This window comes from Pseudomonas sp. Z2-11, assembly GCF_054161305.1.
On sequence record NZ_CP096395.1, the window covers coordinates 6,072,748 to 6,098,556 of the forward strand.

Annotated in this window: 24 protein-coding genes; 16 read left to right on the forward strand and 8 right to left on the reverse strand. The window is 61.5% G+C overall.

The window, feature by feature from the left end; translation table 11 throughout:
- The first annotated feature begins 40 nt into the window (after positions 1-40).
- The 7 genes from M1E16_RS27190 (at position 41) to M1E16_RS27220 (ending at position 9,076) form a co-directional block, all read left to right on the forward strand.
- Complete coding sequence (locus M1E16_RS27190) at positions 41-493, forward strand: T6SS effector amidase Tae4 family protein (RefSeq protein ID WP_458128811.1); 453 nt, start codon at positions 41-43, stop codon at positions 491-493.
- Positions 493-918: a hypothetical protein gene (locus M1E16_RS27195; protein ID WP_458128812.1), complete on the forward strand. Its 426-nt coding sequence runs from the start codon at positions 493-495 to the stop codon at positions 916-918. Before M1E16_RS27190 ends, M1E16_RS27195 begins: the two co-directional genes overlap by 1 nt.
- Positions 912-1,424: a type VI secretion system baseplate subunit TssE gene (gene tssE, locus M1E16_RS27200; RefSeq protein WP_305497870.1), complete on the forward strand. Its 513-nt coding sequence runs from the start codon at positions 912-914 to the stop codon at positions 1,422-1,424. The genes M1E16_RS27195 and tssE overlap by 7 nt, the downstream gene beginning before the upstream one ends.
- Positions 1,421-3,280 (forward strand): type VI secretion system baseplate subunit TssF, encoded by a 1,860-nt coding sequence (gene tssF / locus M1E16_RS27205; RefSeq protein WP_458128813.1) that lies wholly within the window; start codon positions 1,421-1,423, stop codon positions 3,278-3,280. Before tssE ends, tssF begins: the two co-directional genes overlap by 4 nt.
- Positions 3,244-4,296, forward strand: coding sequence for a type VI secretion system baseplate subunit TssG (tssG, locus tag M1E16_RS27210; RefSeq protein WP_434602271.1), 1,053 nt, complete (start codon positions 3,244-3,246; stop codon positions 4,294-4,296). Before tssF ends, tssG begins: the two co-directional genes overlap by 37 nt.
- Positions 4,289-6,979: a type VI secretion system ATPase TssH gene (tssH, locus tag M1E16_RS27215; RefSeq protein WP_458128814.1), complete on the forward strand. Its 2,691-nt coding sequence runs from the start codon at positions 4,289-4,291 to the stop codon at positions 6,977-6,979. Before tssG ends, tssH begins: the two co-directional genes overlap by 8 nt.
- A 156-nt stretch (positions 6,980-7,135) precedes the next feature.
- Positions 7,136-9,076 carry a type VI secretion system Vgr family protein gene (locus M1E16_RS27220; protein WP_458128815.1) on the forward strand — a complete coding sequence of 647 codons (1,941 nt, stop codon included), beginning with the start codon at positions 7,136-7,138 and terminating at the stop codon, positions 9,074-9,076.
- 192 nt (positions 9,077-9,268) lie between these two features.
- Here M1E16_RS27220 and M1E16_RS27225 read toward each other — a convergent pair whose 3' ends face one another.
- The 3 genes from M1E16_RS27225 to M1E16_RS27235 are packed head-to-tail and all read right to left on the reverse strand — an operon-like array spanning position 9,269 to position 11,306.
- Positions 9,269-9,532, reverse strand: a complete 264-nt coding sequence (locus M1E16_RS27225) for a hypothetical protein (RefSeq protein WP_434654671.1) — start codon at positions 9,530-9,532, stop codon at positions 9,269-9,271.
- Positions 9,533-9,551: 19 nt separating this feature from the next.
- Positions 9,552-10,817, reverse strand: coding sequence for a PAAR domain-containing protein (locus M1E16_RS27230; RefSeq protein WP_458128816.1), 1,266 nt, complete (start codon positions 10,815-10,817; stop codon positions 9,552-9,554).
- Between the two features lie 54 nt (positions 10,818-10,871).
- A complete protein-coding gene (locus M1E16_RS27235) occupies positions 10,872-11,306 on the reverse strand; it encodes a DUF1795 domain-containing protein (RefSeq protein WP_434570845.1) in 435 nt (144 codons plus the stop codon).
- 245 nt (positions 11,307-11,551) lie between these two features.
- Here M1E16_RS27235 and M1E16_RS27240 point away from each other — a divergent pair, with 245 nt between their 5' ends.
- Positions 11,552-13,483: a type VI secretion system Vgr family protein gene (locus M1E16_RS27240; protein WP_458128817.1), complete on the forward strand. Its 1,932-nt coding sequence runs from the start codon at positions 11,552-11,554 to the stop codon at positions 13,481-13,483.
- A gap of 31 nt (positions 13,484-13,514) precedes the next feature.
- The gene (locus M1E16_RS27245; RefSeq protein ID WP_458128818.1) at positions 13,515-13,949 is read left to right on the forward strand and encodes a DcrB-related protein; all 435 of its coding nucleotides are present in this window, start codon (positions 13,515-13,517) and stop codon (positions 13,947-13,949) included.
- A gap of 178 nt (positions 13,950-14,127) precedes the next feature.
- On the opposite strand, the gene M1E16_RS27250 is transcribed toward M1E16_RS27245, so the two are convergent.
- The 3 genes from M1E16_RS27250 to M1E16_RS27260 form a co-directional block, all read right to left on the reverse strand.
- Positions 14,128-14,337 (reverse strand): hypothetical protein, encoded by a 210-nt coding sequence (locus tag M1E16_RS27250; protein WP_458128819.1) that lies wholly within the window; start codon positions 14,335-14,337, stop codon positions 14,128-14,130.
- Between the two features lie 115 nt (positions 14,338-14,452).
- Positions 14,453-15,103 (reverse strand): HAD family hydrolase, encoded by a 651-nt coding sequence (locus tag M1E16_RS27255; protein ID WP_458128820.1) that lies wholly within the window; start codon positions 15,101-15,103, stop codon positions 14,453-14,455.
- 88 nt (positions 15,104-15,191) lie between these two features.
- A complete protein-coding gene (locus M1E16_RS27260; protein ID WP_458128821.1) occupies positions 15,192-15,737 on the reverse strand; it encodes a gamma carbonic anhydrase family protein in 546 nt (181 codons plus the stop codon).
- A gap of 72 nt (positions 15,738-15,809) precedes the next feature.
- Here M1E16_RS27260 and prlC point away from each other — a divergent pair, with 72 nt between their 5' ends.
- The 4 genes from prlC to M1E16_RS27280 all read left to right on the forward strand — a co-directional run bounded on the left by prlC (position 15,810) and on the right by M1E16_RS27280 (position 20,293).
- Positions 15,810-17,888, forward strand: coding sequence for an oligopeptidase A (gene prlC / locus M1E16_RS27265; protein WP_458128822.1), 2,079 nt, complete (start codon positions 15,810-15,812; stop codon positions 17,886-17,888).
- Positions 17,885-18,163: a YheV family putative zinc ribbon protein gene (locus M1E16_RS27270; protein ID WP_018600854.1), complete on the forward strand. Its 279-nt coding sequence runs from the start codon at positions 17,885-17,887 to the stop codon at positions 18,161-18,163. The genes prlC and M1E16_RS27270 overlap by 4 nt, the downstream gene beginning before the upstream one ends.
- Positions 18,164-18,279: 116 nt before the next feature.
- Positions 18,280-19,437 (forward strand): M3 family metallopeptidase, encoded by a 1,158-nt coding sequence (locus M1E16_RS27275; protein WP_458128823.1) that lies wholly within the window; start codon positions 18,280-18,282, stop codon positions 19,435-19,437.
- Entirely contained in the window at positions 19,337-20,293 is a 957-nt protein-coding gene (locus tag M1E16_RS27280) for a M3 family metallopeptidase (RefSeq protein WP_458128824.1), read from the forward strand. The genes M1E16_RS27275 and M1E16_RS27280 overlap by 101 nt, the downstream gene beginning before the upstream one ends.
- Here M1E16_RS27280 and M1E16_RS27285 read toward each other — a convergent pair.
- Entirely contained in the window at positions 20,269-20,949 is a 681-nt protein-coding gene (locus M1E16_RS27285) for a phosphatase domain-containing protein (RefSeq protein ID WP_458128825.1), read from the reverse strand. The genes M1E16_RS27280 and M1E16_RS27285 overlap by 25 nt on opposite strands.
- A gap of 183 nt (positions 20,950-21,132) precedes the next feature.
- On the opposite strand from M1E16_RS27285, the gene M1E16_RS27290 reads away from it, so the two are divergent.
- The 3 genes from M1E16_RS27290 (at position 21,133) to M1E16_RS27300 (ending at position 24,744) form a co-directional block, all read left to right on the forward strand.
- Positions 21,133-22,191, forward strand: coding sequence for a PA0069 family radical SAM protein (locus M1E16_RS27290; RefSeq protein ID WP_434673133.1), 1,059 nt, complete (start codon positions 21,133-21,135; stop codon positions 22,189-22,191).
- A gap of 201 nt (positions 22,192-22,392) precedes the next feature.
- Positions 22,393-23,124, forward strand: a complete 732-nt coding sequence (locus M1E16_RS27295) for a carbonic anhydrase (RefSeq protein ID WP_458128826.1) — start codon at positions 22,393-22,395, stop codon at positions 23,122-23,124.
- Between the two features lie 90 nt (positions 23,125-23,214).
- The gene (locus M1E16_RS27300; RefSeq protein ID WP_458128827.1) at positions 23,215-24,744 is read left to right on the forward strand and encodes a SulP family inorganic anion transporter; all 1,530 of its coding nucleotides are present in this window, start codon (positions 23,215-23,217) and stop codon (positions 24,742-24,744) included.
- Between the two features lie 154 nt (positions 24,745-24,898).
- Here M1E16_RS27300 and M1E16_RS27305 read toward each other — a convergent pair whose 3' ends face one another.
- Positions 24,899-25,549, reverse strand: coding sequence for a hypothetical protein (locus tag M1E16_RS27305; RefSeq protein WP_434570825.1), 651 nt, complete (start codon positions 25,547-25,549; stop codon positions 24,899-24,901).
- Positions 25,550-25,809: the final 260 nt, after the last annotated feature.

Here is a 25,809-nt window from a genome sequence, read left to right on the forward strand (position 1 = left end):
CTTGCTCGCAACCCATCCTTTCCCTTCCGGTGTCTGAGTCATGGCCAAGCCTGCGTTTATCAATTTGTGGAAAGCCTACTCCGATTTGCTGGTCACCCATCCCGACGCGAAACCTTGCGACGGCCCTTGGGCAAACCAGTGCGCGATTCGCATGAGCCTGACGCTCAATGCGGAGAAGACCATCAAGGTCAACAAGTCCACCTACACCGAACCCAAGTGTGCCCATGAACACGCCAGGGGCGCAGAATCGCTGGCGAACTGGTTGTGGAAGCACCATCTGGGGCGTCCTACCATCCTCAGCAATAGCGCCGCCGACCGGCAAAAATTGATGAGTAAGACCGGATTGATTTTCTTCAAGGATTGTTTCCAACAGTCAGGAGAGACCCCGGAAGGTCGTAGCGGCGACCATATCGATTTATGGAATCGTGGCCTGACCCAAACCAGCGACCTGTTCTACCGTTCCAAGAAGGTCTGGTTCTGGGAGCTCATCTGATGAAGAAGCCCGCGCTCGCCCTATGCCTGGCGACAAGCCTGATCAGCCTGAGCGCATGCGCCGAGCATGCCGATACGCTGACCACGCAAGCCGATTTCGTTGGTCAGCAGCTCAAGCTAGTCGACGAGCAAGGCCAGTGCACACTGGTAAAACCTGACCAGAGTCGCATGAAACTGGACATGGAATGGCCTTGCGGCTTTAGTCTGGATAAACAGCAGAAACTGCGCGTGGAAATGTTCAACAACATCCCTATATTCGCGGTTTGGCGCAGCGAACACATGCCAGCCCCCAGCCGCGACTGCCTGAGCAAAATGCAGGCTATTCGTCAGACAGCAAAAGGTTTTGAGGCGGGAATGGTCAGCCTTTATGCGTCTTGCGGCTCCGGCGGAGACCAAAAAATGTATGTGGCACCCTTTACGTGGTAACCGAAATCGCCACCCGCGATCGTCTGCAACCGTCCCTGCTGGACCGGCTGACCGACGACGATCCGAGCAACCCGAAGGAAAGCGCCGACAAGCGCGTGCTGTCCCTTACCCAATTAAAAGCCTCGGTGCTGCGTGACCTGGCGTGGCTGCTCAACACCACGTCATTGCTCGACGCCGATGCCACGCTGCACACCCCGGCGGGCACCTCGGTGGTGAATTTCGGGCTGCCGGCGCTGGCCGGCAACAGTGCCTCGAACATCGATGTGCCCGCGCTGGAAACCTTGATCCACCAGGCCATCGCCACCTTCGAGCCGCGTATCTTGCGCCACACCCTGCGTGTGCGCGCCCGGGCAACCGCCGAGATGAACCATAACGCCCTGAGCTTCGAGATCGAAGGCGATCTCTGGGCCCAGCCGGTGCCGCTGCGCCTGATGCTGCAAACCGACCTGGATCTGGAGACCGGCCACGTGCGCGTAGTCAACGCCGACCAGCGGAGACGCCCATGAACCCGCGCCTGCTGGAGCTGTACAACCAGGAGCTGCACCACGTGCGCGAAAGCGCGGCGGAGTTCGCCCAGGAATACCCGAAGATTGCCAGCCGGTTGTCGCTGGCCGGCATGGACTGCGCCGACCCTTACGTCGAGCGCCTGCTGGAAGGCTTCGCTTATCTGACCGCACGGGTGCAGCTCAAGCTCGACGCCGAATACCCGACGTTCACCCACAACCTGTTGGAAATCGCCTATCCGCATTACCTGGCACCGACGCCGTCGATGACCGTGGTGCAGATGCAGGCCGACCCGGACGAAGGTTCATTGAGCAGCGGTTTCCCGCTGCCCCGTGACACCGTCCTGCGCGCCGCCCTGGGTCGTGAATCCCAGACCTGCTGCGAGTACCGTACCGCCCACGCGGTGACGTTGTGGCCGTTGCAGGTCAGCCAGGCCGAGTACTTCGGCAACCCGTCCGCGGTACTCGGGCGCCTGGCCGCCAGCGAACCGAAAGCCAAGGCCGGCCTGCGCCTGACCCTGCGCACCGGCGCCGAACTACCGTTCAACAGCCTGGCCCTGGACAATCTGCCGCTGTACTTGAGCGGCGCCGACGAACAGCCCTTCCGCCTCTACGAACAACTGCTGGGCAATGCCTGCGCGGTGTTCGCCCGCCAGCCCGGCGGCAACTGGGTCGAACGGTTGCCGCAGGATGCGTTGCGCGCGCAAGGCTTCGATGACGCCGAGGCCGCGCTGCCGGTGGTGTCGCGGGCGTTCCAGGGTTATCGCCTGTTGCAGGAATATTTCGCCCTGCCGCACCGCTTCCTGTTCGTCGATTTCACCCAGCTCGGCCGCGCGGTCAAGCGTTGCGACGGCCAGGAGCTTGAGCTGATCGTGCTGTTCGACCGCCACGATCCGAGCCTGGAAGGCAGCGTCGGCGCTGCGCAGTTCCTGCCGTTCTGCACACCGGCGATCAATCTGTTCCCCAAGCGCCTGGACCGCATTCACTTGTCGGACCGGGTCAACGAACATCATGTGATTGCCGACCGCACCCGGCCGATGGATTTCGAAGTGCATTCGCTGGCCGGGCTGGCCGGCCACGGCACCGGCCCGGAGCAGCCGTTCCTGCCCTTCTACGCCGTGCGTGATCCGTCCCGCTATGGCCGCGACAAGGCCTATTACACGGTGCGCCGCGAACCGCGCGTGCTGTCCAGCGATCAACGCCGCAACGGCCCGCGCTCGACCTATATCGGCAGCGAGACCTTCGTCAGCCTGGTGGACAGCCAGCAAACGCCTTATCGCCACGACCTGCGTCAATTGGGCGTGACCGCGCTGTGCACCAACCGCGACCTGCCGCTGTTCATGAGCGTGGGCAACGGCAAGACCGACTTCACCCTGGCCGACAGCGCGCCGGTTGGCGCGGTGCGCTGCGTCGCCGGACCGAGTCGTCCGAGGGCCAGCCATGCCCACGATGCCAAGGCCTGGCGGCTGATCAGCCAGCTGTCGTTGAACTACCTGTCCTTGAGCGAACAAGGCCAGGGCGCGGCCGCCCTGCGCGAACTGCTGCGCCTGTATGGCGACAGCAACGATGCGGCGCTGCAATTGCAGATCGAAGGCTTGCGCGAAGTCAGCAGCAAGGCCTGCACCCGGCGCCTGCCGATGCCCGGCCCGATCGTGTTTGGTCGCGGCCTGGAGATCACCCTGGAATTCGATGAAAACGCGTTTCGCGGCACCGGGGTGTTCCTGCTCGGCGCGGTGTTCGAACGCTTCCTGGCACGCTACGTGTCGATCAACAGTTTTACCGAGACGGTGATCCGTACCACCGAACGCGGCGAGATCATGCGATGGAAAGCCAAGCCCGGACGTCGTCCGACCCTGTGAGTACCCTGGAAGCGATGCATCAGGAACCCTGGGAATACGACTTCTTCCAGGCGTTGCGGCGCATCGAGTGCGAATCCCCCGAACTGCCGCGCCTGGGCCATTCCCTGCGCCTGGCCGATGATCCGCTGCGCCTCGGGCAACAGGCCGAGTGCACATTCGCGCCGGCGACCCTGGCCTCGGTGCAACCGGGCGTCGACGGTGCGCCGGCGCGCCTGGAGCAGTTCTTCTTCGGCCTCGGCGGCCCCAACGGCCCGATGCCGTTGCACATCACCGAATACGTGCGCGAACGCCAGCGCAACAATGGCGACAGCACCAGCAAACGCTTTCTCGACGTCTTCCATCATCGCCTGCTCAGCCTGTTCTACCGGGCCTGGGCCGAAGCACGGCCGACGGTCAGCCACGATCGCCCGGACGATGATTACTGGTCGGCGCGCCTGGCGGCACTCAGCGGCCGGGGCATGCCGAGCCTGCTCAACCAGGGGCTGATTCCCGATACGGCGAAGCTGCACTACAGCGGTCACCTGTCGGCGCAAACCCGCTACCCGGACGGTTTGAAAGCGATCCTCAGCGAGTACTTCGGCCTGCCGGTGGAAATCGAAGAATACGTCGGCCAATGGCTGGAACTGCCGGAGCGCAGCCGCGTTGGTGTCAGCGCCCATCAACTGGGCGTGGACTTCTGCCTGGGCCGCTACGTTTGGGATCGCCAGCACAAATTCCGCATTCGCCTGGGGCCGCTCAAGCTCGTCGACTACATGGGCATGCTGCCCGGCAGCCAACCGTTCAATGAGCTGGTGGCCTGGGTCGCCGAATACCTGGGGCACGAACTGGACTGGGACTTGAACCTGGTCCTGGAGCAGCCCGAAGTGCCCGCACTACAACTCAATGGTCGTTTCCGCCTGGGTTTCAACACCTGGCTGGGACGTCCTGAAAAAGATGCCAACGATCTAATACTGGCCCGGCATTACGCCGAACAGGCCAACACCTCACAGACCTCAAGGAGCCATGAGCATGGGTGAAATCAGTCGCGCCGCGTTGTTCGGCAAACTCAACAGCGTGGCCTACAAAGCCATCGAAGCCGCCACTGTGTTCTGCAAGTTGCGCGGTAACCCTTATGTGGAACTGGCCCACTGGTTTCATCAATTGCTGCAACTGCAGGACTCGGACCTGCACCGCATCATCCGCCAGTTCAACATCGAGCCGGCACGCCTGGCCCGCGACCTGACCGAGGCGCTGGATCGCCTGCCACGGGGATCGACCTCCATCACCGACCTGTCTTCCCACGTGGAAGAAGCCGTGGAACGCGGCTGGGTCTACGGCAGCCTGATGTTCGGCGAAAGCCAGGTGCGCACCGGTTACCTGGTGCTGGGCATCCTCAAGACGCCGAGCCTGCGTCATGCGCTGCTGGGCCTGTCGTCGGAGTTCGACAAGGTCAAGGTCGAAGCCCTGAGCGAACGGTTTGACGAATACGTCGGCGACTCGCCGGAAAACGCCCTGACCGCCAGCGACGGCTTCAACGCCGGCGCCGTGCCCGGCGAAGCCAGCGGCGCGATGGCCCCCAGCGCCATGGGCAAGCAGGAAGCGCTCAAGCGCTTCACCGTCGACCTCACCGAACAGGCCCGCAGCGGCAAGCTCGACCCGATCGTCGGCCGTGACGAAGAGATCCGCCAACTGGTGGATATTCTCATGCGCCGTCGGCAGAACAACCCGATCCTCACCGGTGAAGCCGGCGTCGGCAAGACCGCCGTGGTCGAAGGTTTTGCCCTGCGCATCGTCGCCGGTGACGTGCCGCCTTCGCTCAAGGATGTGGAGCTGCGCAGCCTCGACGTTGGCCTGTTGCAGGCCGGCGCGAGCATGAAAGGTGAATTCGAGCAGCGCCTGCGTCAGGTCATCGAAGACGTCCAGGCCTCGCCGAAACCGATCATCCTGTTCATCGACGAAGCCCACACCCTGGTGGGTGCAGGTGGCGCCGCCGGTACCGGCGACGCGGCCAACCTGCTGAAGCCGGCCCTGGCGCGCGGCACCTTGCGCACCGTCGCCGCCACGACCTGGGCCGAGTACAAGAAGCACATCGAAAAGGACCCGGCCCTGACCCGGCGTTTCCAAGTGGTGCAAGTCGCCGAGCCGTCGGAAGACAAGGCTTTGCTGATGATGCGCGGCGTGGCCTCGACCATGGAAAAACACCATCAGGTGCAAATCCTCGACGAGGCCCTGGAGGCCTCGGTCAAGCTGTCTCACCGCTACATTCCCGCGCGCCAGTTGCCGGACAAGTCCGTGAGCCTGCTGGACACCGCCTGCGCCCGCGTTGCCATCAGCCTGCATGCCGTGCCGGCCGAAGTGGACGACAGCCGCCGGCGCATCGAAGCGCTGGAAACCGAGCTGCAGATCATCGCCCGTGAACATGCGATCGGCATCGCCATCGGCACCCGCCAGACCCAGACCGAAAGCCTGCTCGCCGCCGAGCGCGAACGCCTGGCCGAATTGGAAAGCCGTTGGGCCGAAGAGAAAACCCTGGTCGACGAATTGCTGGAAACTCGCGCTACCCTGCGCGAGCGCGTCGGCGTGGTGGACAGCGAGAGCGGCAGCGAAGCTTCCGACAACGACAGCCATGCCCTGCGCGAGAAACTGGTGGACCTGCAGCAACGCCTGACCGCCCTGCAAGGCGAGACCCCGCTGATCCTGCCTACCGTGGATTACCAGGCCGTGGCCTCGGTGGTCGCCGACTGGACCGGAATCCCGGTGGGCCGCATGGCCCGCAACGAACTGGAGACCGTGCTCAACCTCGACCAGCACCTGAAAAAACGCATCATCGGCCAGGACCACGCCTTGCAGATGATCGCCAAGCGTATCCAGACCTCGCGCGCCGGCCTCGACAATCCGAGCAAGCCGATCGGCGTGTTCATGCTCGCCGGCACCTCCGGCGTGGGCAAGACCGAAACCGCCCTGGCCCTGGCCGAAGCCATGTACGGCGGCGAACAGAACGTCATCACCATCAACATGAGCGAGTTCCAGGAAGCCCACACCGTGTCCACCCTCAAGGGTGCGCCACCGGGCTACATCGGTTATGGCGAAGGCGGCGTGCTGACCGAAGCCGTGCGGCGCAAACCGTACAGCGTGGTGTTGCTGGACGAGGTGGAAAAAGCCCACCCGGACGTGCACGAGATTTTCTTCCAGGTGTTCGACAAAGGCGTGATGGAGGACGGTGAAGGCCGGGTGATCGATTTCAAGAACACCTTGATCCTGCTAACCACCAACGCCGGCACCGAGCTGATCGCCCAGGTCTGCAAGGACCCGCAGAACGTGCCCGAGCCGGAAGAAATCGCCAAGGCCCTGCGCCAGCCGCTGCTGGAAATCTTCCCGCCGGCGCTGCTCGGCCGCCTGGTGACGATCCCCTACTATCCGCTCAGCGACGAGATGCTCAAGGCCATCACCCGCCTGCAACTCAACCGCATCAAGAAGCGCGTGGAGAGCACTCACAAAGTGGCCTTCGATTACGACGACGCGGTGATCGACCTGATCGTCTCGCGCTGCACCGAAACCGAAAGCGGCGGGCGCATGATCGACACCATCCTGACCAACAGCCTGCTGCCGGACATGAGCCGCGAGTTCCTGACTCGCATGCTCGAAGGCAAGGCCATGGCCGGCGTGCGGATCAGCGCCGTGGATAACGAACTGAAGTACGATTTCAGCGACGCGGGCTGACCTCAGGAAACACCGCATAACCCCTGTGGGAGCGGGCTTGCCCGCGAATGCAATCTGTCAGTGCCATTGATGTTGGCTGACACAACGCCTTCGCGAGCAAGCCCGCTCCCACATTAGATTGTGTTCCTTCAGCTACTAACCTGCACGAGACCCCCAATGCTATTCAACCAAGCCTCCCGCCTGGCGAAAATCACCAGCCCCTTGGGACCCGAGGTGCTGCTGCTCAAGGACATGGGCGGCGGCGAAGAGCTGGGGCGGCTGTTCAACTATGAGTTGCAGCTGCACTCGCTGGACAATGCCATCGACCTCAACCAGGTGCTGGGTAAACCCATGTGCGTCAGCCTGCAGTTGGACGGTGGCGGCGAGCGCTATTTCCACGGCATCGTCGCGCGCTTCAGCCAGAACATCGACCAGGGCCAGTTTGCCAGTTACCAGGCCACGCTAAGGCCCTGGCTGTGGCTGCTGACGCGCACCTCCGACTGCCGGATTTTCCAGAACCTGACGGTTCCGCAGATCATCAAGCAGGTGTTTCGCGACCTGGGTTTCTCCGACTTCGAAGACGCCCTCAGCCGCCCGTATCGCGAGTGGGAGTACTGCGTCCAGTACCGTGAGACCAGCTTCGATTTCGTCAGCCGGCTGATGGAACAGGAAGGCATCTACTATTTCTTCCGTCATGAACAGGGTCGCCATGTGCTGGTGCTGGCCGACGCCTACGGCGCCCATACCCAAGCACCCGGCTACGCCTCGGTGCCGTACTATCCGAAGAACGAGCAGCAGCGTGAACGCGATCATATTCATGATTGGCACTTGGCTCAGGAAGTCCAGCCGGGGTCGCTTGAGCTCAACGACTACGACTTCCAGCGCCCGAGTGCACACATTGACGTGCGCGCAGCCATGCCGCGCCCGCACACCGCTGGCGACTATCCTCTGTATGACTATCCCGGCACCTACGTGCAGAGCGAGGACGGCGAGCACTACGCCCGCACCCGCATCGAAGCCTTGCAGACCCTGCACGAGCAGGTCGAGCTGGCCGGCAATGCCCGAGGCTTGGGCTCGGGGCATTTGTTCAGCCTGAGCGGCTTCAGCCGCCAGGACCAGAACCGCGAATACCTGATCGTTGGCGCGCGTTATTACGTTTCTCAGGAAAGCGGCGAGAGCGGCGTCGGCGCGCCTTCGGCACAGTTCGAAAGCAGCCTGACCTGCATCGACGCCCAGCAAAGCTTCCGTCCGATGGCAATCACCCACCGCCCCATCGTCAAGGGGCCGCAGACGGCTTTGGTGGTCGGGCCCAAGGGCGAGGAAATCTGGACCGACCAGTTCGGCCGGGTGAAGGTGCACTTCTATTGGGATCGCCACGATCAATCCAACGAAAACAGTTCGTGCTGGATTCGCGTGTCGCAGGCTTGGGCCGGCAAAAATTGGGGATCGGTGCAGATCCCGCGTATCGGCCAGGAAGTCATCGTCAGTTTCCTTGAAGGGGATCCTGACAGGCCCATCGTCACCGGTCGTGTGTATAACGCCGAACAGACCGTCCCCTATGCGTTGCCCGCCAATGCCACCCAGAGCGGTACCAAGAGTCGTTCGAGCAAGGGCGGCACGCCGGCGAATTTCAACGAAATCCGCATGGAAGATAAAAAGGGCGCCGAGCAACTTTACATCCACGCCGAGCGCAACCAGGACATCGCCGTGGAAGTGGATGAAAGCCACTGGGTGGGTCGCGATCGTCGCAAGAATATCGACCGCAACGAAACCGTACGCATTGGCGAAGACCGGCTGCGGGCCGTACAGCGCAACGACACGTTGCTCGTCGGCGGGGCCAAGAGCGACAGCATCGCGACCCAATACCTCATCGAGGCGGGTTCGCAGATTCGGCTGGTGTGTGGCAAAAGCGTGCTGGAGTTCAACGCCAGTGGCGAGATCAATATCTCCGGCACCGCGTTCAACCTCTACGCCAGTGGCAACGGCAACATCGACACCGGCGGCCGCCTTGACCTCAACTCCGGTGGCGCCAGCGCCGTGGACCCCAAGGGCAAGGGCATCAAGGGCGTGATCGAGGCGGCGGTGAAAGCTTTGTTTCCGGCGAAGGCCAAGCAGTGAGGTTCACCGCAGAACAACCCCAGCCTGACTCACTCAAGAAAAACGCTGATCCCGTGGCGAGGGAGCTTGCTCCCGCTTGAGTGCGAAGCGCTCACAAAAGGGGCTGCTACGCAGCCCAGCGGGAGCAAGCTCCCTCGCCACGGGGTATCTACGGACCTAGTGAAAACTGCGACCCACCGGCCCTTTCGGCGGTCAGATGGCTGTGCCGCGCTTCGTTCCCGGTTGAATGATCAACAGCTCGTCCAACTCACGTTTTCTGCAACGCGACACAAAAGGAAGCGCAGCTTCCGGGTCACGCTTGAATAGCTCAAAGGTCGCCTGATTAATTTCGTAGTACTCCTCGTAGTCAGCCATGCCATTGCTGACCGGTATGGAGACATAGAATCGACCCGAATCCTGCTCTATGCCCACGGAGAACATATGTTCGCGACTGACTAGAACATCTTGAAACTTCATGGTTTGACTACCTCTACGGTCATAATGCCGTCCAACTGAAATCTTTGGGTGAGATGCCCCCGGCGTCGATGACCGCCTCGCTGGCACCGGTCGGCAGCTTGCCGCCTGGAATCCAGAATTCGTTAGCGCCGGCCTCATTGCCCGACGGAATCCGCAGGTTCATGTCTTTAGGTGCGGGAATATCGACCCGGACAAGGGTACTACTTTCCAAGGTATTTTCTGGAAGCCCAAGCGCCTTCTCCAATGCCCTCTTATCGCCCTTGGCATTGGCAACCAATTGATCGGCTTCAGCTTTGGGCATGAGGAACGTCGTGCCGTCGCGCTGGGCGATGCCGTACTTGTCCAGGTTGTTCTTCGTGGTGAAGCGCGAGGCACCGTTCTCGAACTGGGCCAGATGTTCTTTCACATACTGCGGTGACAAATACTTGTGGGCTTCGGGTCGAGACCCCTTCGGCATGGCCAGGATATCGGCCTCGGTCACGCCAGGCTTGTACTTGGGCGGCGGCAGTTCGGCAGGCTTGGCCGCCTTCGCCATTTTCGGGCTCAGCCCCAGCATCGCCATTCCGGCGACGCCTTGCAGCAGGTCACGATAGCCTGGCCCCAGACGGTCGCCTAAATCGCCGAGAAGCTCCATGCTTCCCACGATCAGGCCGCCCACCACGACGAATTCGACGAGAACGGCAATACCCGCCATTGCGGCCATCACCAATGCGGCGCCCGCCGCCAGCAACCCCAACACTTCCAACCCGGAATGCATCCAGCCTTCAAGGTCCAGCACAAACGCCACCGACACCGTCGGCCCACCGATAAAAGTATTCGGGCTGCCGCTCTTGATATGAGCGCCGCAGACCATCTTGCTGTGCAGGCGCGCGGCTGGTTTGCCGTTGATGAACACCGTGGCGCTGCCTTCGGCGATCAGCACCGGAAAGGGCCAGATCGGATGATTCATCGGCAGGCCGGTGCAGGAAGAGGCGATGTCTTCGCCCGCCCGCATGGCATTGCGGTCATTGATATAAACGTTGAAGCTGCCCATGATCAACGCCCCCGTCGTGGGCTCGGGCAGGTTGAAGATGGTGGAAAGGCCCTTGACGATCTGGAACATCGACAAGCCGCCAGCCGCGATCGAGCCGGCCATGATCGCCAGCGCCACACCGCCCGTGGCAACCGTCGCGGCGACGACCGCAGCGCCGATCAAGGCGCCGGCCACGGCTCCGGCGACCATCGCGGCCAACCCGAACCCGTGGGCTATTTCGTCACCCAGACGGGCTGCTGCCTGTGCATCCATCGCGGGAATCTACCTCACTGTTTGGTCTGACTGCGCAATGGCACGTATCTAATCTCAGGCAATCGGAGGCTGTGGCTTGAGCGAATGCATCGCCAGCTTCCAGGCCGGCTCGTGATAGGCGAAGTCGTTGGGTGTGGTGGTCAAGGTGGTGATCAGCACGGACGGCTTACGCTCGATGAACACCTGGCGCAGCATCAGGTCGCGTCCTTCGCGCTGCCAGGTGTAATCCAGCAAGGTGGTGGTGTGTCCATGCAGCACCGTGTCCCAGCGCTGAACCAGCTTGAAGCCCGGCAATTGCTGCTCCGCGCTTTTGAGTTGGCGGTCCACGTACTCGGCAAAGGGAGCGTCACCCTGGGTGGCATCGCGGCTGATGACGAAACTGGCCTCTTTGGCGGGTCCCACTGCCGGCAGCTTGAAAATGTTGATGCTCTGGTCCTGCCAGGTATCGGGGATTTCGAGATCGGCTTCTTGAATGCGGTATGAGGTCACGGTAATCGCTTTCCATGGACATGAGGTGACGCGTGGAGGAGCAGATATTCGGGTAATGCCTGGCAACAATCAAGAACCGGGTTCCTCTCCTCCAGGTAACCCTCTACATTATGCGATCAGCGTCACCACTCTGGCGATTCACGCCTCTGCAGAAGCCGTCGAAGGGCATATTCTGTTGATTTTTTGAATCAGACGATTGCAGTCTTCGCCAGCATAAGGGACTGCGGCAGCGATAAGGACAACCGATGCTATTCAACCAAGCCTCCCGCCTGGCGAAAATCACCAGCCCCTTGGGACCCGAGGTGCTGCTGCTCAAGGACATGGGCGGCGGCGAAGAGTTGGGGCGGCTGTTCAACTATGAGTTGCAGCTGCACTCGCTGGACAACGCCATCGACCTCAACCAGGTGCTGGGCAAACCCATGTGCGTGAGCGTTCAGCTGGATGGCGGTGGCGAGCGGCACTTCCACGGCATCGTCGCGCGCTTCAGCCAGAACATCGACCAGGGCCAGTTTGCCAGCTACCAGGCCACCTTGCGGCCCTGGCTGTGGCTGCTGACCCGCACCTCCGATTGCCGGATTTTCCAGAACCTGACGGTTCCGCAGATCATCAAGCAGGTGTTCCGCGACCTGGGTTTCTCCGACTTCGAAGACGCCCTCAGCCGGCCGTACCGCGAGTGGGAGTACTGCGTCCAGTACCGTGAGACCAGCTTCGATTTCGTCAGCCGGCTGATGGAGCAGGAAGGCATCTACTACTTCTTCCGCCATGAACAGGGTCGCCATGTGCTGGTGCTGGCCGACGCCTACGGCGCCCATGCTCAAGCGCCCGGCTACGGCTCGGTGCCGTATTACCCGAAGAACGAGCAGCAGCGTGAACGCGATCATATCCACGATTGGCACCTGGCTCAGGAAGTCCAACCGGGGTCGCTTGAGCTCAACGACTACGACTTCCAGCGTCCCAGCGCGCGCATCGATGTACGTTCGGCCATGCCGCGCCCGCACACCGCTGGCGACTATCCTCTGTATGACTATCCCGGTACCTACGTGCAGAGCGAGGACGGCGAGCACTACGCCCGCACCCGCATCGAAGCCTTGCAGACCCTGCACGAACAGGTCGAGCTGGCGGGCAACGCCCGAGGCCTGGGCTCGGGGCATTTGTTCAGCCTGACCGGCTTCAGCCGCCAGGACCAGAACCGCGAATATCTGATCGTCGGCGCGCGTTATTACCTCTCCCAGGAAAGCGGCGAGAGCGGCGTCGGCGCGCCCTCGGCACAGTTCGAAAGCAGCCTGACCTGCATCGACGCCCAGCAAAGCTTCCGCCCGATGGCAATCACCCACCGCCCCATCGTCAAGGGGCCGCAGACAGCTTTGGTGGTCGGACCCAAGGGCGAGGAAATCTGGACCGACCAGTTCGGCCGGGTGAAGGTGCATTTTTATTGGGATCGCCACGATCAGTCCAACGAAAACAGCTCGTGCTGGATTCGCGTGTCGCAAAGCTGGGCCGGGAAAAACTGGGGCTCGATGCAGATTCCGCGTATCGGCCAGGAAGTCATCGTCAGCTTCCTCGAAGGCGACCCGGATCGACCGATCATCACCGGCCGTGTCTACAACGCCGAGCAGACCGTGCCTTACGACCTGCCTGAGAATGCCACCCAGAGCGGCATGAAAAGCCGTTCGAGCAAGGGTGGCACGCCGGCAAATTTCAATGAAATCCGCATGGAAGACAAGAAAGGCGCCGAGCAGCTTTACATCCATGCCGAGCGCAACCAGGACGTCGTGGTCGAGGTGGATGAGAGCCATTCGGTCGGCCACGACCGCACCAAGAGCATCGGCCACGACGAAACGGTGATCATCGGCAACAACCGCCTGCGCATCGTCAAGCAGGAAGACATCCTGTCGGTGGGCCAGCGCAAGACCGACAGCATCAGCCAGAGCTACGTCATTGAAGTGGGCGAGAACCTGCGCCTGGTATGCGGCGAGAGCATCCTGGAGCTCAACGCCAGCGGTCAGATCAACCTGACCGGCGTGCAGATCAGCTTCTACGCCAGCGGCGATGCCGAGTTCAACACCGGCGGTGTGCTGCACCTGAACAACGGCGGCGGCCCCGGTGCCACGCCGGACGGCCAGGGCGTCAAGGCCAGCATCGATGCCAACGTCGCTGCCGCCTTTCCCAAAGGCTAACCCAAAGGCTAACTTCGAGACCTGATGCGCCATGACTTACCGTTTGAATGAATTTCAGCTCCAGCTGCCGCCCAGCGAGTTGCTCGACGCCTCGATCAACATCCTCAAGTTCCCCGAACTAGGCACCTCGCTGATCGTCAGCCGCAGCCTGCTCGCCGAAGGAGAAACCCTGCAACGCAACCTCGACGACCAGCTCAAGCGCCTGGAAAAGCAGGTCCAGGACCTGCGCTGCCAACCCGGCGCCACGTTGCGCGTGGGGGCTCGGCAGGAAGTCGAAGCCATCGAGCTACGCAGCCAGTTCAACAAGGGCAACGAAAAGGTCTTTCAGTATCAGCTCGCCCTGGTACTGCCGGGCACGCGCAAAATGCTCGCCCTGAGCTACGTCAAGGCCGAGAAGCTGGGCGACGCCGAAGCGGCGCATTGGGCGACGATCAAGGGGTCGCTGGTGTTTGACGCGCCGGCGTGATCAACGCCGGGCTCGCGTGGCGAGGGAGCTTGCTCCCGCTGGGGCGTGGCGCGGCCCCAAAATCCGCCGGGCGTGGGGCGTCAGGCACACCTTATCCGCTGGTTTTACGACTGCTTCGCAGCCGAGCGGGAGCAAGCTCCCTCGCCACAGGGGTCCACCATGTCCCGGATTTATTTTTTCATTTCACCGTCGCGTCCCTGACCGGCAGAGTCCTTTGTGCCACCGGGCGACGCTCGCGGCGCTCCACCAGCATTTCATCGGCGACTTCGGCCGCGCTCTCCGCAATCAACTCGGGACGGCGGCCCGGTAACTGCTGCATCACCTGCGGCAAGGCGCTGACAAAATACATATCCCAAATCACCTGCTCCGTTTGCGACAGCTGAATCATGCTGTTCTCCTTGCTCGATGGATAAAACTGTCTGCAGAGAACCTATGCCCGGTGGCAGGTGCTGAAAATCAGACAATTCTTTAGAGCATGTCGGACGTTTCCGATAGTTGTGTCTTCAGCCCCGCAAAAATGCCTGGTGCAGCTCCCCCAGCGTCTGGAAATGATGTACCGGGTTCTGCGCACTCAACTCCTCGAAACTGCCGAATCCGTACCCCACCGCCGCCGCGTCCAGACCATTGCTGCGCGCGCCGATCAAGTCATGTTCGCGGTCGCCGATCATCAGAGTGCTGGCCGGGTCGAGGCTTTCTTCGGCCATCAGGTGGGCGATGAGCTCGACCTTGTTGGTACGGGTACCGTCCAGTTCGCTGCCGTAGATCACCTTGAAGTGCCGGGCGAAATCGAAATGACGGGCGATTTCCCGGGCGAAAAGCCAGGGCTTGGACGTGGCGATATAAAGCTGTCGGCCTTGGCCACCGAGCGTTTCCAGCAGCGGCACGACACCGTCGAAAACACGGTTTTCGTAGAGGCCGGTGACCTTGAAGCGCTCGCGATAGAAATTCACCGCGTCCCAGGCTTTCGCTTCATCGAAGGCATAGAACTGCATGAAGGCTTGCAATAGCGGTGGGCCGATGAAATGTTCGAGACGGGTCAGGTCGGGTTCGTCGATGCCCAGTTTGCCCAGGGCGAACTGGATCGAACGGGTGATGCCCTCGCGCGGGTCGGTAAGCGTGCCGTCGAGGTCAAAGAGTATGGTCTGGTAGTGCATGGCTGGTCCTGAGGAAGTAAGTGGGGCTGCTACGCAGCCCAGCGGGAGCAAGCTCCCTCGCCACGAGAATAAGGGCCTGGCAAACCGCTCAAGGCTGGTCGTAGCCTTCGGCCAGATGCAAATCCTTGAGCTTCACGTAATTCGCCGCGCTGTAGGTGAAAAACGCCCGCTCCTTGTCGGTCAGCGGCCGGACCTGCTTCACCGGGCTGCCCACATACAAAAAGCCGCTCTCCAGGCGCTTGCCCGGCGGTACGAGGCTCCCGGCGCCGATGATCACGTCGTCTTCGACCACCGCGCCATCCATTACAATGCTGCCCATGCCGATCAGGATCCGACTGCCCACCGAGCAGCCATGGAGCATGACTTTATGGGCGATGGTCACGTCGTCGCCGATCAGCAACGGGAAACCATCGGGGTTGAACGGCCCGGCGTGGGTGATGTGCAGCACGCAGCCGTCCTGGACGCTGGTGCGGGCGCCGATGCGGATGCGGTGCATGTCGCCGCGAATGACTGTCAGCGGCCAGACGGAGCTGTCCTCGCCGATTTCGACGTCGCCGATCACCACCGCGGTGCTGTCGACAAAAGCCCCCCGGGCAAGCCGCGGGCTGTGGTTCTGGTACGCTCGAAGGGTCACGATAGGCTCTCTCTTGTCCGATGATAGGCGCTGCTAGCTGCGGTGAACGTCGATTGTAATTAAGATGGGCCCATGTTTCTTCCAGCCAAGGTGCCAACCGTGAGCGTGAACAACCCTCTTTTGCAGCCCTACGACCTGCCGCCATTCTCGGCGATCCGTGCCGAGCACGTGCAACCGGCCATCGAGCAGATCCTGGCTGACAACCGCGCCGCCATCGCCGAGATCCTCAAGACGCAAGTCGAACAGCCCACCTGGGCCGGCCTGGTATTGGCGATGGACGAGCTCAATGATCGCCTGGGCGCAGCCTGGAGCCCGGTCAGCCATCTGAACGCGGTGCGCAACAGCCCCGAGCTGCGCGAAGCCTACGAGGCTTGCCTGCCGGCGCTGAGTGCCTATTCCACCGAGCTGGGCCAGAACCGCGAACTGTTCCAGGCGTTCGAAGCCCTGGCGAACAGCCCCGAGGCCGCCGGTTTCGACGTGGCGCAGAAAACCATCCTGGAACATTCGCTGCGCGACTTCCGCCTGTCGGGCATCGATCTGCCGCCCGAGCAGCAAAAGCGCTACGCCGAAGTGCAAAGCAAGCTGTCCGAACTGGGTAGCCGCTTTTCCAACCAGTTGCTCGACGCGACCCAGGCCTGGACCAAGCATGTCACCTCTGAGGCCGCCCTCGCCGGCCTGACCGACTCGGCCAAGGCGCAGATGGCCGCCGCGGCCCAGGCCAAAGGCCTCGACGGTTGGCTGATCAACCTGGAGTTTCCGAGCTACTACGCGGTGATGACCTACGCCGAAGACCGCGCCCTGCGCGAAGAAGTCTACGCCGCCTACTGCACCCGCGCCTCGGACCAAGGCCCGAACGCCGGTCAGAACGATAACGGCCCGGTGATGGAGCAGATCCTCGACCTGCGCCAGGAACTGGCCCAGTTGCTGGGTTTCGCCAACTTCGCCGAATTGAGCCTGGCAACCAAGATGGCTGAATCCAGCGATCAGGTGCTCAGCTTCCTGCGCGACCTGGCCAAGCGCAGCAAACCGTTCGCCGCCCAGGACCTGGAACAATTGAAAGCCTTCGCCGCCGAACAGGGCTGCCCCGACCTGCAAAGCTGGGACAGCGGCTTTTATGGCGAAAAACTCCGCCAGCAACGTTACAGCGTCGCCCAGGAAGCCCTGCGCGCCTACTTCCCGATCGACAAGGTACTGAGCGGCCTGTTCGCCATCGTGCAACGCCTCTATGGCATCGAGATCGCTGAACTGAAGGGTTTCGACGCCTGGCATCCGGACGTGCGCCTGTTCGAGATCAAGGAACACGGCCAGCACGTCGGGCGCTTCTTCTTCGATCTGTACGCCCGCCCCAACAAGCGTGGCGGCGCCTGGATGGATGGCGCCCGCGATCGTCGCCGCACCCTTGATGGCGCGCTGCAAAGCCCGGTCGCCAACCTGGTGTGCAACTTCACCCCGGCCGACAGTGGCAAGCCGGCGTTGCTGACCCATGATGAAGTGACCACGCTGTTCCACGAGTTCGGCCACGGCCTGCATCACCTGCTGACCCGCGTCGACCATGCCGGCGTGTCGGGCATCAACGGCGTGGCCTGGGACGCCGTGGAGCTGCCGAGCCAGTTCATGGAGAACTGGTGCTGGGAGCCTGAAGGCCTGGCGCTGATTTCCGGTCACTACGAAACCGGTGAGCCATTGCCCCAGGACCTGCTGGAAAAAATGCTCGCGGCAAAGAACTTCCAGTCCGGCCTGATGATGGTCCGCCAGTTGGAGTTCTCGCTGTTCGATTTCGAACTGCACGCCACCCACGGCGATGGCCGCAGCGTGCTGCAAGTGCTCGAAGGCGTACGCGACGAGGTGTCGGTGATGCGTCCGCCTGCCTACAACCGCTTCCCCAACAGCTTTGCGCATATCTTCGCCGGCGGTTACGCGGCGGGTTACTACAGCTACAAATGGGCGGAAGTGCTGTCGGCCGATGCGTTCTCCAGATTCGAAGAAGACGGCGTGCTCAACGCCGACACCGGTCGCGCCTTCCGCGAGGCGATCCTGGCGCGTGGCGGCTCCCAGGAGCCGATGGTGCTGTTCGTCGACTTCCGTGGCCGCGAGCCTTCGATTGACGCACTCTTGCGCCATAGCGGCCTGAGCGAGGACGCGGCAGCATGAGTGAGGGGCCTGTGATTACCAAACGACGCTTCATCGCCGGGGCAGTCTGCCCGGCGTGCAGTGAACCGGACAAGTTGATGATGTGGAACGAAGACGGCGTGCCCCATCGCGAGTGCGTGGCTTGTGGTTATTCCGACACGCTCAACGAACAAGGCCTGTCGGTGCCCAAGGAATTGGGCACCCGGGTCAATACGTCCGCCTTGAAAGCACCGGACGCCAAGGTCCAGGCAGTGCAGTTTTTCCCCAACCCCAAGTTGAAGAAAAAAACCGACTGAAATCTCCGGCATCACCTTCCGGGCCGCCCGGCCCGGAAGCGATATATATATACCGCAAGTCGCCCTGCCTTCCTCTTCAGACTGGTCCGACACGTCCAGACTGAAAGGAAGCTTCCATGCCAAACGCTGATAACCCGCTACTGCAGGACTACGACCTGCCGCCCTTTTCGCGCGTCCAGGCCGAACACTTTTCCCCGGCCCTCGACCAGATAATCGCCGAAAGCCGCATCAAAGTTGCCGCGATCATTGCCAGCCAGACACCCTTCCCAACCTGGGACGACCTCGTCTTGGCAATGGATGAAATTCACACGCGGCTTGAGGGTTTCGGCTACTTGCTAAACCGCCTGACCTCGACCCGGACAGGTGACGCCTGGAAGCAGGCCTCGCTCGATTGCGATGCACGGCTGCACGAATTTAAGGTCGGACTGGAACAAAACACCGAACTGTTCCAGCTCTACGAGCGCCTGGCGAACAGCGAAATAGCCGCGAATTTCGAACCGGCACGCAAGAGGGTCCTGGAAAAAAACCTGCGACAGTTTCGTGAAAACATGCCGATGACCACGGCGAGCGACCTGAGCCTGGTGCAATTCCGTATTCGAAACGCCGAAGGTCTGTTTCTGGACCAGCTGGAGTCGGCCAACAAAGCCTGGGACATCCTCATTGACGATGAGGCCCTGCTCAGCGGCTTGCCGGTGGCGTTCAAACAGCACATGGCCCACTTGGCCCGCAAGGTCGACCGCACGGGATGGCTGCTGACCCTTAATGAAGAGTCGCATCGCATCGTCACCCACTATGCCGACAATCGCTCGTTACGCCAGCAGATCCACGTTGCGTATAACACCCGTGCGTCCGATCAAGGCCCGCAAGCCGGGCAATTCGACAATGGCAACGTCCTCAAGCAACTGCTGGACGACCGGCACGAGTATGCCAAGTTACTGGGCTACACGGATTACGCTCAATACGCGATCGCGTCGGAGCAGGCCGAGTCCACCGCAGAGGTCCTGGCTTTTCTGGATAATCAACTCCAGTCGCAGCAAAGCACCTTCCGCCTGGAGACCGATGAGCTCAAGGCCTTCGCCAGTGAACGAGGCCTCAGCGAGCCCGAACCTTGGGATTACTGGTACCTGGCGGAAAAATATTCGCCAGCGAGAGGCGTGCATCTCACAGCAGGCATTGAGTGCCTGGTTTCCATTGGAAGCGGTTTTTTCCAAGCTGCTGGTGTTCGCGTCGAATCTATTCGCCGTGAACTTCATCGAACGCAAGGATGTGGCTAGCTGGGATCCTGACGTACGTCTTTTTGAGGTCACGGAGAGCGGAGCGAGCATTGGTTATATCTATTTCGATCCGTTTAAATCTGATGATCGAGAAGGTTTCTCCTACACCACGACCATTCGCGACCGTCAGATTACCGCCGAAGGCGTGCTCCGACGCCCGATCGCCGCACTGCATGGCTGGCTGCCACGGGGCACAGCGGCGAACCCGACCTTGCTCGACCATCTGCAGCTACGCGTCCTTGTCCATGAATTCGGCCATTGCCTGCATCAGGTCCTGAGCCAGGCAGCCTATCGCGACCTATCGGCGATCAATAAGTCATCCCGCGATACGGTCGAATTCGCCGGATGTCTGCTGGAAAAATGGTGCTTCGCCAAGGACTTTCTGATCCGCGTATCGGCGCATCATCAAACCGGAGCAACACTGCCTGTCGAGAGGGCCGATCAGCTCATGAGGCTCATCAGCACTCAGGCCAGTTGGGAAACTGCCGACGGGTTGCGCAAGGCGCTGCTGGATTTCGAGTTGCATCGCACCCACGCCGATGGACGCAGCGTCCAGCAAGTCTTCCAGCAGGTCAGCGAAAAGACCCGCCACTTGCCGGTAATTGCAAACGCACGCCTGGCCAACGGGCTGGACCATATGGTGACGGGCTACGGCGCAAGAGTGTACGCCTACTCGTGGTCCAAGGTCCTGGCCGAGTCGGTTTTCCAGAGGTTCCAGCGCGACGGAATCTTTAAAGCGACGACCGGCAGGGCGCTTCGCGAACATATATTCGGGCCGGGCAACTCGCGGCCGTTGTCCGAATCCATAAGCGCCTTCCTCAGCGCGACCAATCAGCGTGAAGGAGCCAATGACTGAGGATCGAGGTGACGCGCCGTGGTCGTTGAATTGACCCAACCTTTCAACGAGCACAGCGCAAACACGCTGGTACTGCAATCGCCGTCTCTCAAGGCAACACGGAGCTTCTCGACATCGGCTTGCATCATGTAGCGCACCCCGTCCTTGAAGTGATGGCTGTCGCCGAAACCGCCTTCGGTCATTTCCTCCAGGGCGTCTTCCTTGCTCCAGCCCTGCACAACCACCCGGTACATGGCGGCCATCAAGCCGGTACGGTCCGAGCCGTGCTTGCAATGCATGAGCACCGGCCCCTTGGCTTGCCCGTCCTGGATGGCGCGCAGGGCCTTGAGAACGTCGCTGTCGTCGACGTGATTGGTGCGATAGGGCAACTGCACTTGCTTGATGTCAGGCGCGGACAACCAGTTCGCGTCCGAATCAGGCAGAAAATTGATGACTGTGCCGATATCGAGTTTCGCCAGCAGGGGCAAGGCACCGCCGTCCGGCAAGGAACTGCGATAGAGCGTAGGCGACATCTGGTAGAGGTCGTAGCGTTTTTCTACGGGCTGGGCCCATTCGCCGGGCCTGGCCTCGGCGCTGGTCGCGGCCTGGGCGGCGGAGTCGACCAGCGCGACGAGCAACGCCAGGCAAAGCAGGGAACGCAAACAGAGCTTGAGCATGAGGAGCAACCGCCGACCAAGGATTTGGAAGTCGTCAGTTTCGGTTCGCCTCGGTTAAAAGCCTGTGAGCAAGACGTCAAAGCGCCGTGAACCAGGGCCTGCTTTTCCTCAACCGCCAAACGGCACTGGCTTGAATCGACGGCAGCGAATACTGTATGCGCATACAGCTTTCGGAGTATTCCCATGTCCGTCTCACTTCCGCCCCGTGGCCGCGGCACCGCCACCAACCCGCACAACCGCTTCGCGCCGAGCCGTTCGGTGGCCGAGGACGATGGCTGGTATCAGGAAGTGCCGCCGACCCAGGGCACCGAGGTGCGCATCGAAACGGCCAAGACCATCATCACTCGAAACACCTCCACGGATATCCCTTTCGATCGTTCGATCAATCCTTATCGAGGCTGCGAACACGGCTGCATCTACTGCTATGCGCGCCCCAGCCATGCCTACTGGGACATGTCGCCCGGGCTGGATTTCGAAACCAGGCTGATCGCCAAGACCAACGCCGCCGATGTGCTGGAAGAGCAACTGTCGCGGCGCGGCTATCAATGCGCGCCGATTGCCCTGGGTTCCAATACCGATCCCTACCAGCCGATCGAACGCGAACAGCGCATCACCCGGCGGATTCTCGAAGTGCTGCTGCGCTATCGGCACCCGGTGACAATCGTCACCAAGGGTTCATTGATCCTGCGCGACCTCGACCTGCTGACCGAACTGGCAGAGCAACGCCTGGTACATGTGATGATCAGCCTCACCACGCTGGACGACGAACTCAAGCGCATCCTCGAACCCCGCGCGGCGGCGCCGAAGGCCCGGTTGCGGGCGATAAAGGTCATGCGCGAGGCGGGCATCAACGTCGGCGTGCTGTGCGCGCCGATGATCCCGATGATCAACGACAGCGAGATTGAAAGCCTGCTGACCGAAGCCCACGCTGCCGGTGCGCAGAATGCCGCCTACGTCATGTTGCGCCTGCCGCTGGAAGTGGCGCCGCTGTTCGAGGAGTGGTTGCAGGCGCACTACCCGCAGCGCGCCGCCCATGTGCTGAGCCTGGTGCGCCAGAGTCGCGGCGGCGAACTGTATGACAGCCGGTTTGGCGTGCGGATGCGCGGCGAAGGCCCGTTCGCCGACCTGCTGGCCCAGCGCTTCGCCAAGACGCTCAAGCGTTTGGGCCTGAACCGACGAGATGGTTACAATCTTGACTGCGATGCCTTCTGTCCGCCCGGCCGACAGATGTCGTTGATTTGATTAAAGTTGACCTTGGAACGGGCACTGGACATGAACTGCGCCAGTGTTTCGCCACCCCTGGAATCGTTGTCCTAGAGCCTTCGATTCAGTTTGAGTTAAGTTTCGGCCGCTACCTTGTTCAGCGAGTGACTGACGGGTCGAGCTTCGATCCGGATGTTTTTTAACCAGCCACTGACGTCGTAACCGTCAAGAGGATGAATCATGAGTGACAAGGATAAACAGCCGTTGGCTGCGTCGGCTTCAGCCCAACCCGAGGCGGAAACCGCCGATGCAGCGCTGCAGCACATTGTTGACGGCTTTTTGCATTTCCATCACGAGATCTTTCCCCAACAGGAAGAACTCTTCAAGAAACTCGCCACCGCCCAGAAACCCCGGGCGATGTTCATCACCTGCGCCGATTCGCGCATCGTGCCCGAGCTGATCACCCATAGCTCCCCAGGCGACCTGTTCGTGACCCGTAACGTCGGCAACGTCGTTCCACCTTACGGACAAATGAACGGCGGCGTTTCCACCGCCATTGAATACGCCGTGCTGGCCCTGGGTGTGCAACACATTATCGTTTGCGGCCATTCCGATTGCGGCGCCATGCGTGCGGTGCTCAACCCCGACACCCTGGAAAAAATGCCGACAGTCAAGGCCTGGCTGCGCCACGCCGAAGTCGCCAAGACCATGGTCCACGACAACTGCCCGTGCGGTGACGAAAAGCAGACCATGCCCATCCTCACCGAAGAGAACGTGATCGCCCAGTTGCAGCATTTGCGAACGCACCCTTCGGTGGCCTCTCGCATGGCCAGCGGCCAGTTGTTCATCCATGGCTGGGTGTACAACATCGAGACCAGCGAGATCAAAGCCTTTGATGCGGACCAGGGTTGTTTCCTGCCGCTCGATGGCAGCCATCCGATACCGGTGGCGACGCCCAAAGCGCGCTTCTAACCGCTCCTAAACATCCTTGTGTGGTCGAGCCTCCCGCCATTTGCGCGGGCGGGCCTCGCCATGCCTGAAGAAAATTTCGGGAGAGTCGCCATGCGTGCTGCTCAATTAAAAGCTGTTCTGCCACGGGAGCTCCTGGCTTCGGTGGTTGTATTCCTGGTGGCGCTGCCCTTGTGCATGGGCATTGCCATTGCATCGGGCCTGCCACCGGCGAAGGGGCTGATCACTGGTATCGTCGGTGGTCTGATCGTGGGCTTCCTGGCTGGCTCCCAGCTGCAAGTCAGCGGCCCGGCGGCCGGTTTGGCGGTGCTGGTCTTCGAACTGGTGCGCCAGCATGGCGTGGCAATGCTCGGGCCGATCCTTTTGCTGGCCGGGCTGCTGCAACTGCTGGCCGGGCGTTTTCGCCTCGGTTGCTGGTTCAGGGTCACCGCGCCTGCCGTGGTGTACGGCATGCTGGCCGGTATCGGTGTGCTGATCATCTTGTCCCAGGTCCATGTGATGCTTGACGCGGCGCCCAAGCCTTCCGGGCTGGATAACCTGGCGGCGTTCCCGGCGGCAGTGGCCCAGGCTTTACCTTCGTTCGGCTGGCAGGCCGGTTTGCTCGGCCTGTCGACGATCGCAGTGATGTGGCTGTGGGAAAAGTTTCGCCCCCATAGCCTGCGCTTCGTTCCTGGCGCCCTGCTCGGCGTGGGCCTGGCAACGGTTGCCAGCCTGCTGCTGGCGTTGCAGGTCAAGCGCGTGGAGGTTCCGGAAAACATGGCCGAAGCCATCGACTGGCTGCGCCCGGCGGATTTGCTGAACCTGGCCGACCCCTCCGTGTTGATCGCCGCGTTCGCGGTCGCTTTCATCGCCAGTGCGGAAACCTTGCTCTCGGCGGCTGCCGTCGATCGCATGCACAGCGGCGAGCGGGCGGATTTCGATCGGGAACTGTCCGCCCAAGGTGTCGGTAACATGCTTTGTGGCCTGCTCGGCGCCTTGCCAATGACCGGCGTGATCGTACGCAGTTCGGCCAACGTCCAGGCCGGGGCGACCACACGAATGTCAACGATCTTCCACGGCCTGTGGTTGTTGCTCTTCGTGCTGCTGCTGTCCAGCGTGCTGCAAAGCATCCCGGTGGCGAGCCTGGCGGGTGTGCTGGTCTACACCGGTTTCAAACTGGTGGATATCAAGGCGTTCCGTGGCCTGGGCCGTTATGGCCGGATGCCGATGTTCACCTACGCCGCGACGGCGCTGGCGATCATCTTCACCGACCTGCTAACCGGCGTGCTGATCGGTTTTGGCCTGACCTTGGTCAAGCTGGCGTGGAAAGCCTCGCGCCTGAAGATCAGCCTGATCGACCTGCCCCAGGACGGCGAGATGGAACTGCGCTTGGTGGGTGCGGCGACCTTCCTCAAGGTTCCAGCCCTGACCCAGGTGCTGAACACCATTCCCGAAGGCGCAACGGTGCATGTGCCGCTCAACAACCTGAGCTATATCGACCATTCCTGCCTGGAATTGCTCGAAGAATGGAGCCGGGCGAATGCCAGCAAGGGTTCGAAGTTGTTGATCGAATCGCGCGGGCTCAAGCGCCGGTTGGAAGGACGCTTGCGCACGACCGTGGGGGTTGGCGCAACAGCTGGCTGACCCCGCTTCGCCAGCGCTCATGATGAGCAACACAGACCCCATGTGGGAGCGAGCCTGCTCGCGAAAGCGGTGTTTCAGTCGACATGATGTTGAATGATCAACCGCTTCGCGAGCAGGCTCGCTCCCACAAGGGTTTTGGGTTTTTCCTGAAGGATCAAGCAGCCGGCTGATCCAGCTCCAGGCCCACGCCCAAGCGGCGGGACATGCAGGGCCAGCGCTTCCAGGCCGCGCCGGTTTCCGGGCTGCTGAGCTTCTCGCGGTAGGTTTCCACCGACTCCAGTGCAAACGTCTCGTCGTTGAGCATCTCGTCGAACGCGTGGTGCACCACCTCATCGAGCTGGTTGGCAAATTCCTCACCGATCAACTGATGGGCAATCAGATTGGCAACCGTCATGTCCAGGGGGATCAGCGGCTGGCCGAAATGCTTGATGTACAGGTCGTTGACCTCCTCGACAAACCGGTGCGCCAGATAGGCTTCGTCGAGCAGGCTGTTGAGCCCGACATGCCCGGCCATGATCGTCGGCGGCTGGAGAAAATACTGCTCGGCAATTTTCAGTACGGGCTTGATCTGCGACTCGATACCCGCCTCCCTGGCGACGTCATTGGCTGCATCCAGCAGGTCAGGCACTTCGTTGATATAGGCTGCGACAAACCGCGCCAGAACGTCGTTGGCGTTCGCGTCCGGGAGCTGAATGGCGGGGTGCAGCGTCGGTAACTGGGCCGTCAGCTGACGACTCAGCAGACCGGTCTCGGCCTCGTGCTGTTGGGCTTTTTGGATCTGCTCGCGCAATGCGGCGGTGTTCATGACAACTCCAGGAAACAACAGGCAATGAAATAGGAATGACATAACTTAGCTGGCGCATAAAAACTCCTAAGACCTATTTTTCATAACTGCCTCATCCTTGATACGTCGCCGTTATATCGGTTTGCCATCACTCTGCTGCGCATCCTTCTCCATTCGTGGGCTCTGGCGCAAGTCCCAGCTGTTTCAAACGATTTACGCCGTCGCGTTGCGAGGTTGCGGGTGCTGTCTATACTCGGTTTGGAATGGAGTTAGCCGATGAC

Coding starts and splice junctions, on each gene's coding strand:
- M1E16_RS27190 (WP_458128811.1), top strand. CDS start 41: ATGGCCAAGCCTGCGTTTATCAATTTGTGGAAAGCCTACTCCGATTTG.
- M1E16_RS27195 (WP_458128812.1), top strand. CDS start 493: ATGAAGAAGCCCGCGCTCGCCCTATGCCTGGCGACAAGCCTGATCAGC.
- tssF (WP_458128813.1), top strand. CDS start 1,421: ATGAACCCGCGCCTGCTGGAGCTGTACAACCAGGAGCTGCACCACGTG.
- tssG (WP_434602271.1), top strand. CDS start 3,244: ATGGAAAGCCAAGCCCGGACGTCGTCCGACCCTGTGAGTACCCTGGAA.
- tssH (WP_458128814.1), top strand. CDS start 4,289: ATGGGTGAAATCAGTCGCGCCGCGTTGTTCGGCAAACTCAACAGCGTG.
- M1E16_RS27220 (WP_458128815.1), top strand. CDS start 7,136: ATGCTATTCAACCAAGCCTCCCGCCTGGCGAAAATCACCAGCCCCTTG.
- M1E16_RS27225 (WP_434654671.1), bottom strand. CDS start 9,532: ATGAAGTTTCAAGATGTTCTAGTCAGTCGCGAACATATGTTCTCCGTG.
- M1E16_RS27230 (WP_458128816.1), bottom strand. CDS start 10,817: ATGGATGCACAGGCAGCAGCCCGTCTGGGTGACGAAATAGCCCACGGG.
- M1E16_RS27240 (WP_458128817.1), top strand. CDS start 11,552: ATGCTATTCAACCAAGCCTCCCGCCTGGCGAAAATCACCAGCCCCTTG.
- M1E16_RS27245 (WP_458128818.1), top strand. CDS start 13,515: ATGACTTACCGTTTGAATGAATTTCAGCTCCAGCTGCCGCCCAGCGAG.
- M1E16_RS27250 (WP_458128819.1), bottom strand. CDS start 14,337: ATGATTCAGCTGTCGCAAACGGAGCAGGTGATTTGGGATATGTATTTT.
- M1E16_RS27255 (WP_458128820.1), bottom strand. CDS start 15,103: ATGCACTACCAGACCATACTCTTTGACCTCGACGGCACGCTTACCGAC.
- prlC (WP_458128822.1), top strand. CDS start 15,810: ATGTTTCTTCCAGCCAAGGTGCCAACCGTGAGCGTGAACAACCCTCTT.
- M1E16_RS27270 (WP_018600854.1), top strand. CDS start 17,885: ATGAGTGAGGGGCCTGTGATTACCAAACGACGCTTCATCGCCGGGGCA.
- M1E16_RS27275 (WP_458128823.1), top strand. CDS start 18,280: ATGCCAAACGCTGATAACCCGCTACTGCAGGACTACGACCTGCCGCCC.
- M1E16_RS27285 (WP_458128825.1), bottom strand. CDS start 20,949: ATGCTCAAGCTCTGTTTGCGTTCCCTGCTTTGCCTGGCGTTGCTCGTC.
- M1E16_RS27290 (WP_434673133.1), top strand. CDS start 21,133: ATGTCCGTCTCACTTCCGCCCCGTGGCCGCGGCACCGCCACCAACCCG.
- M1E16_RS27295 (WP_458128826.1), top strand. CDS start 22,393: ATGAGTGACAAGGATAAACAGCCGTTGGCTGCGTCGGCTTCAGCCCAA.
- M1E16_RS27300 (WP_458128827.1), top strand. CDS start 23,215: ATGCGTGCTGCTCAATTAAAAGCTGTTCTGCCACGGGAGCTCCTGGCT.
- M1E16_RS27305 (WP_434570825.1), bottom strand. CDS start 25,549: ATGAACACCGCCGCATTGCGCGAGCAGATCCAAAAAGCCCAACAGCAC.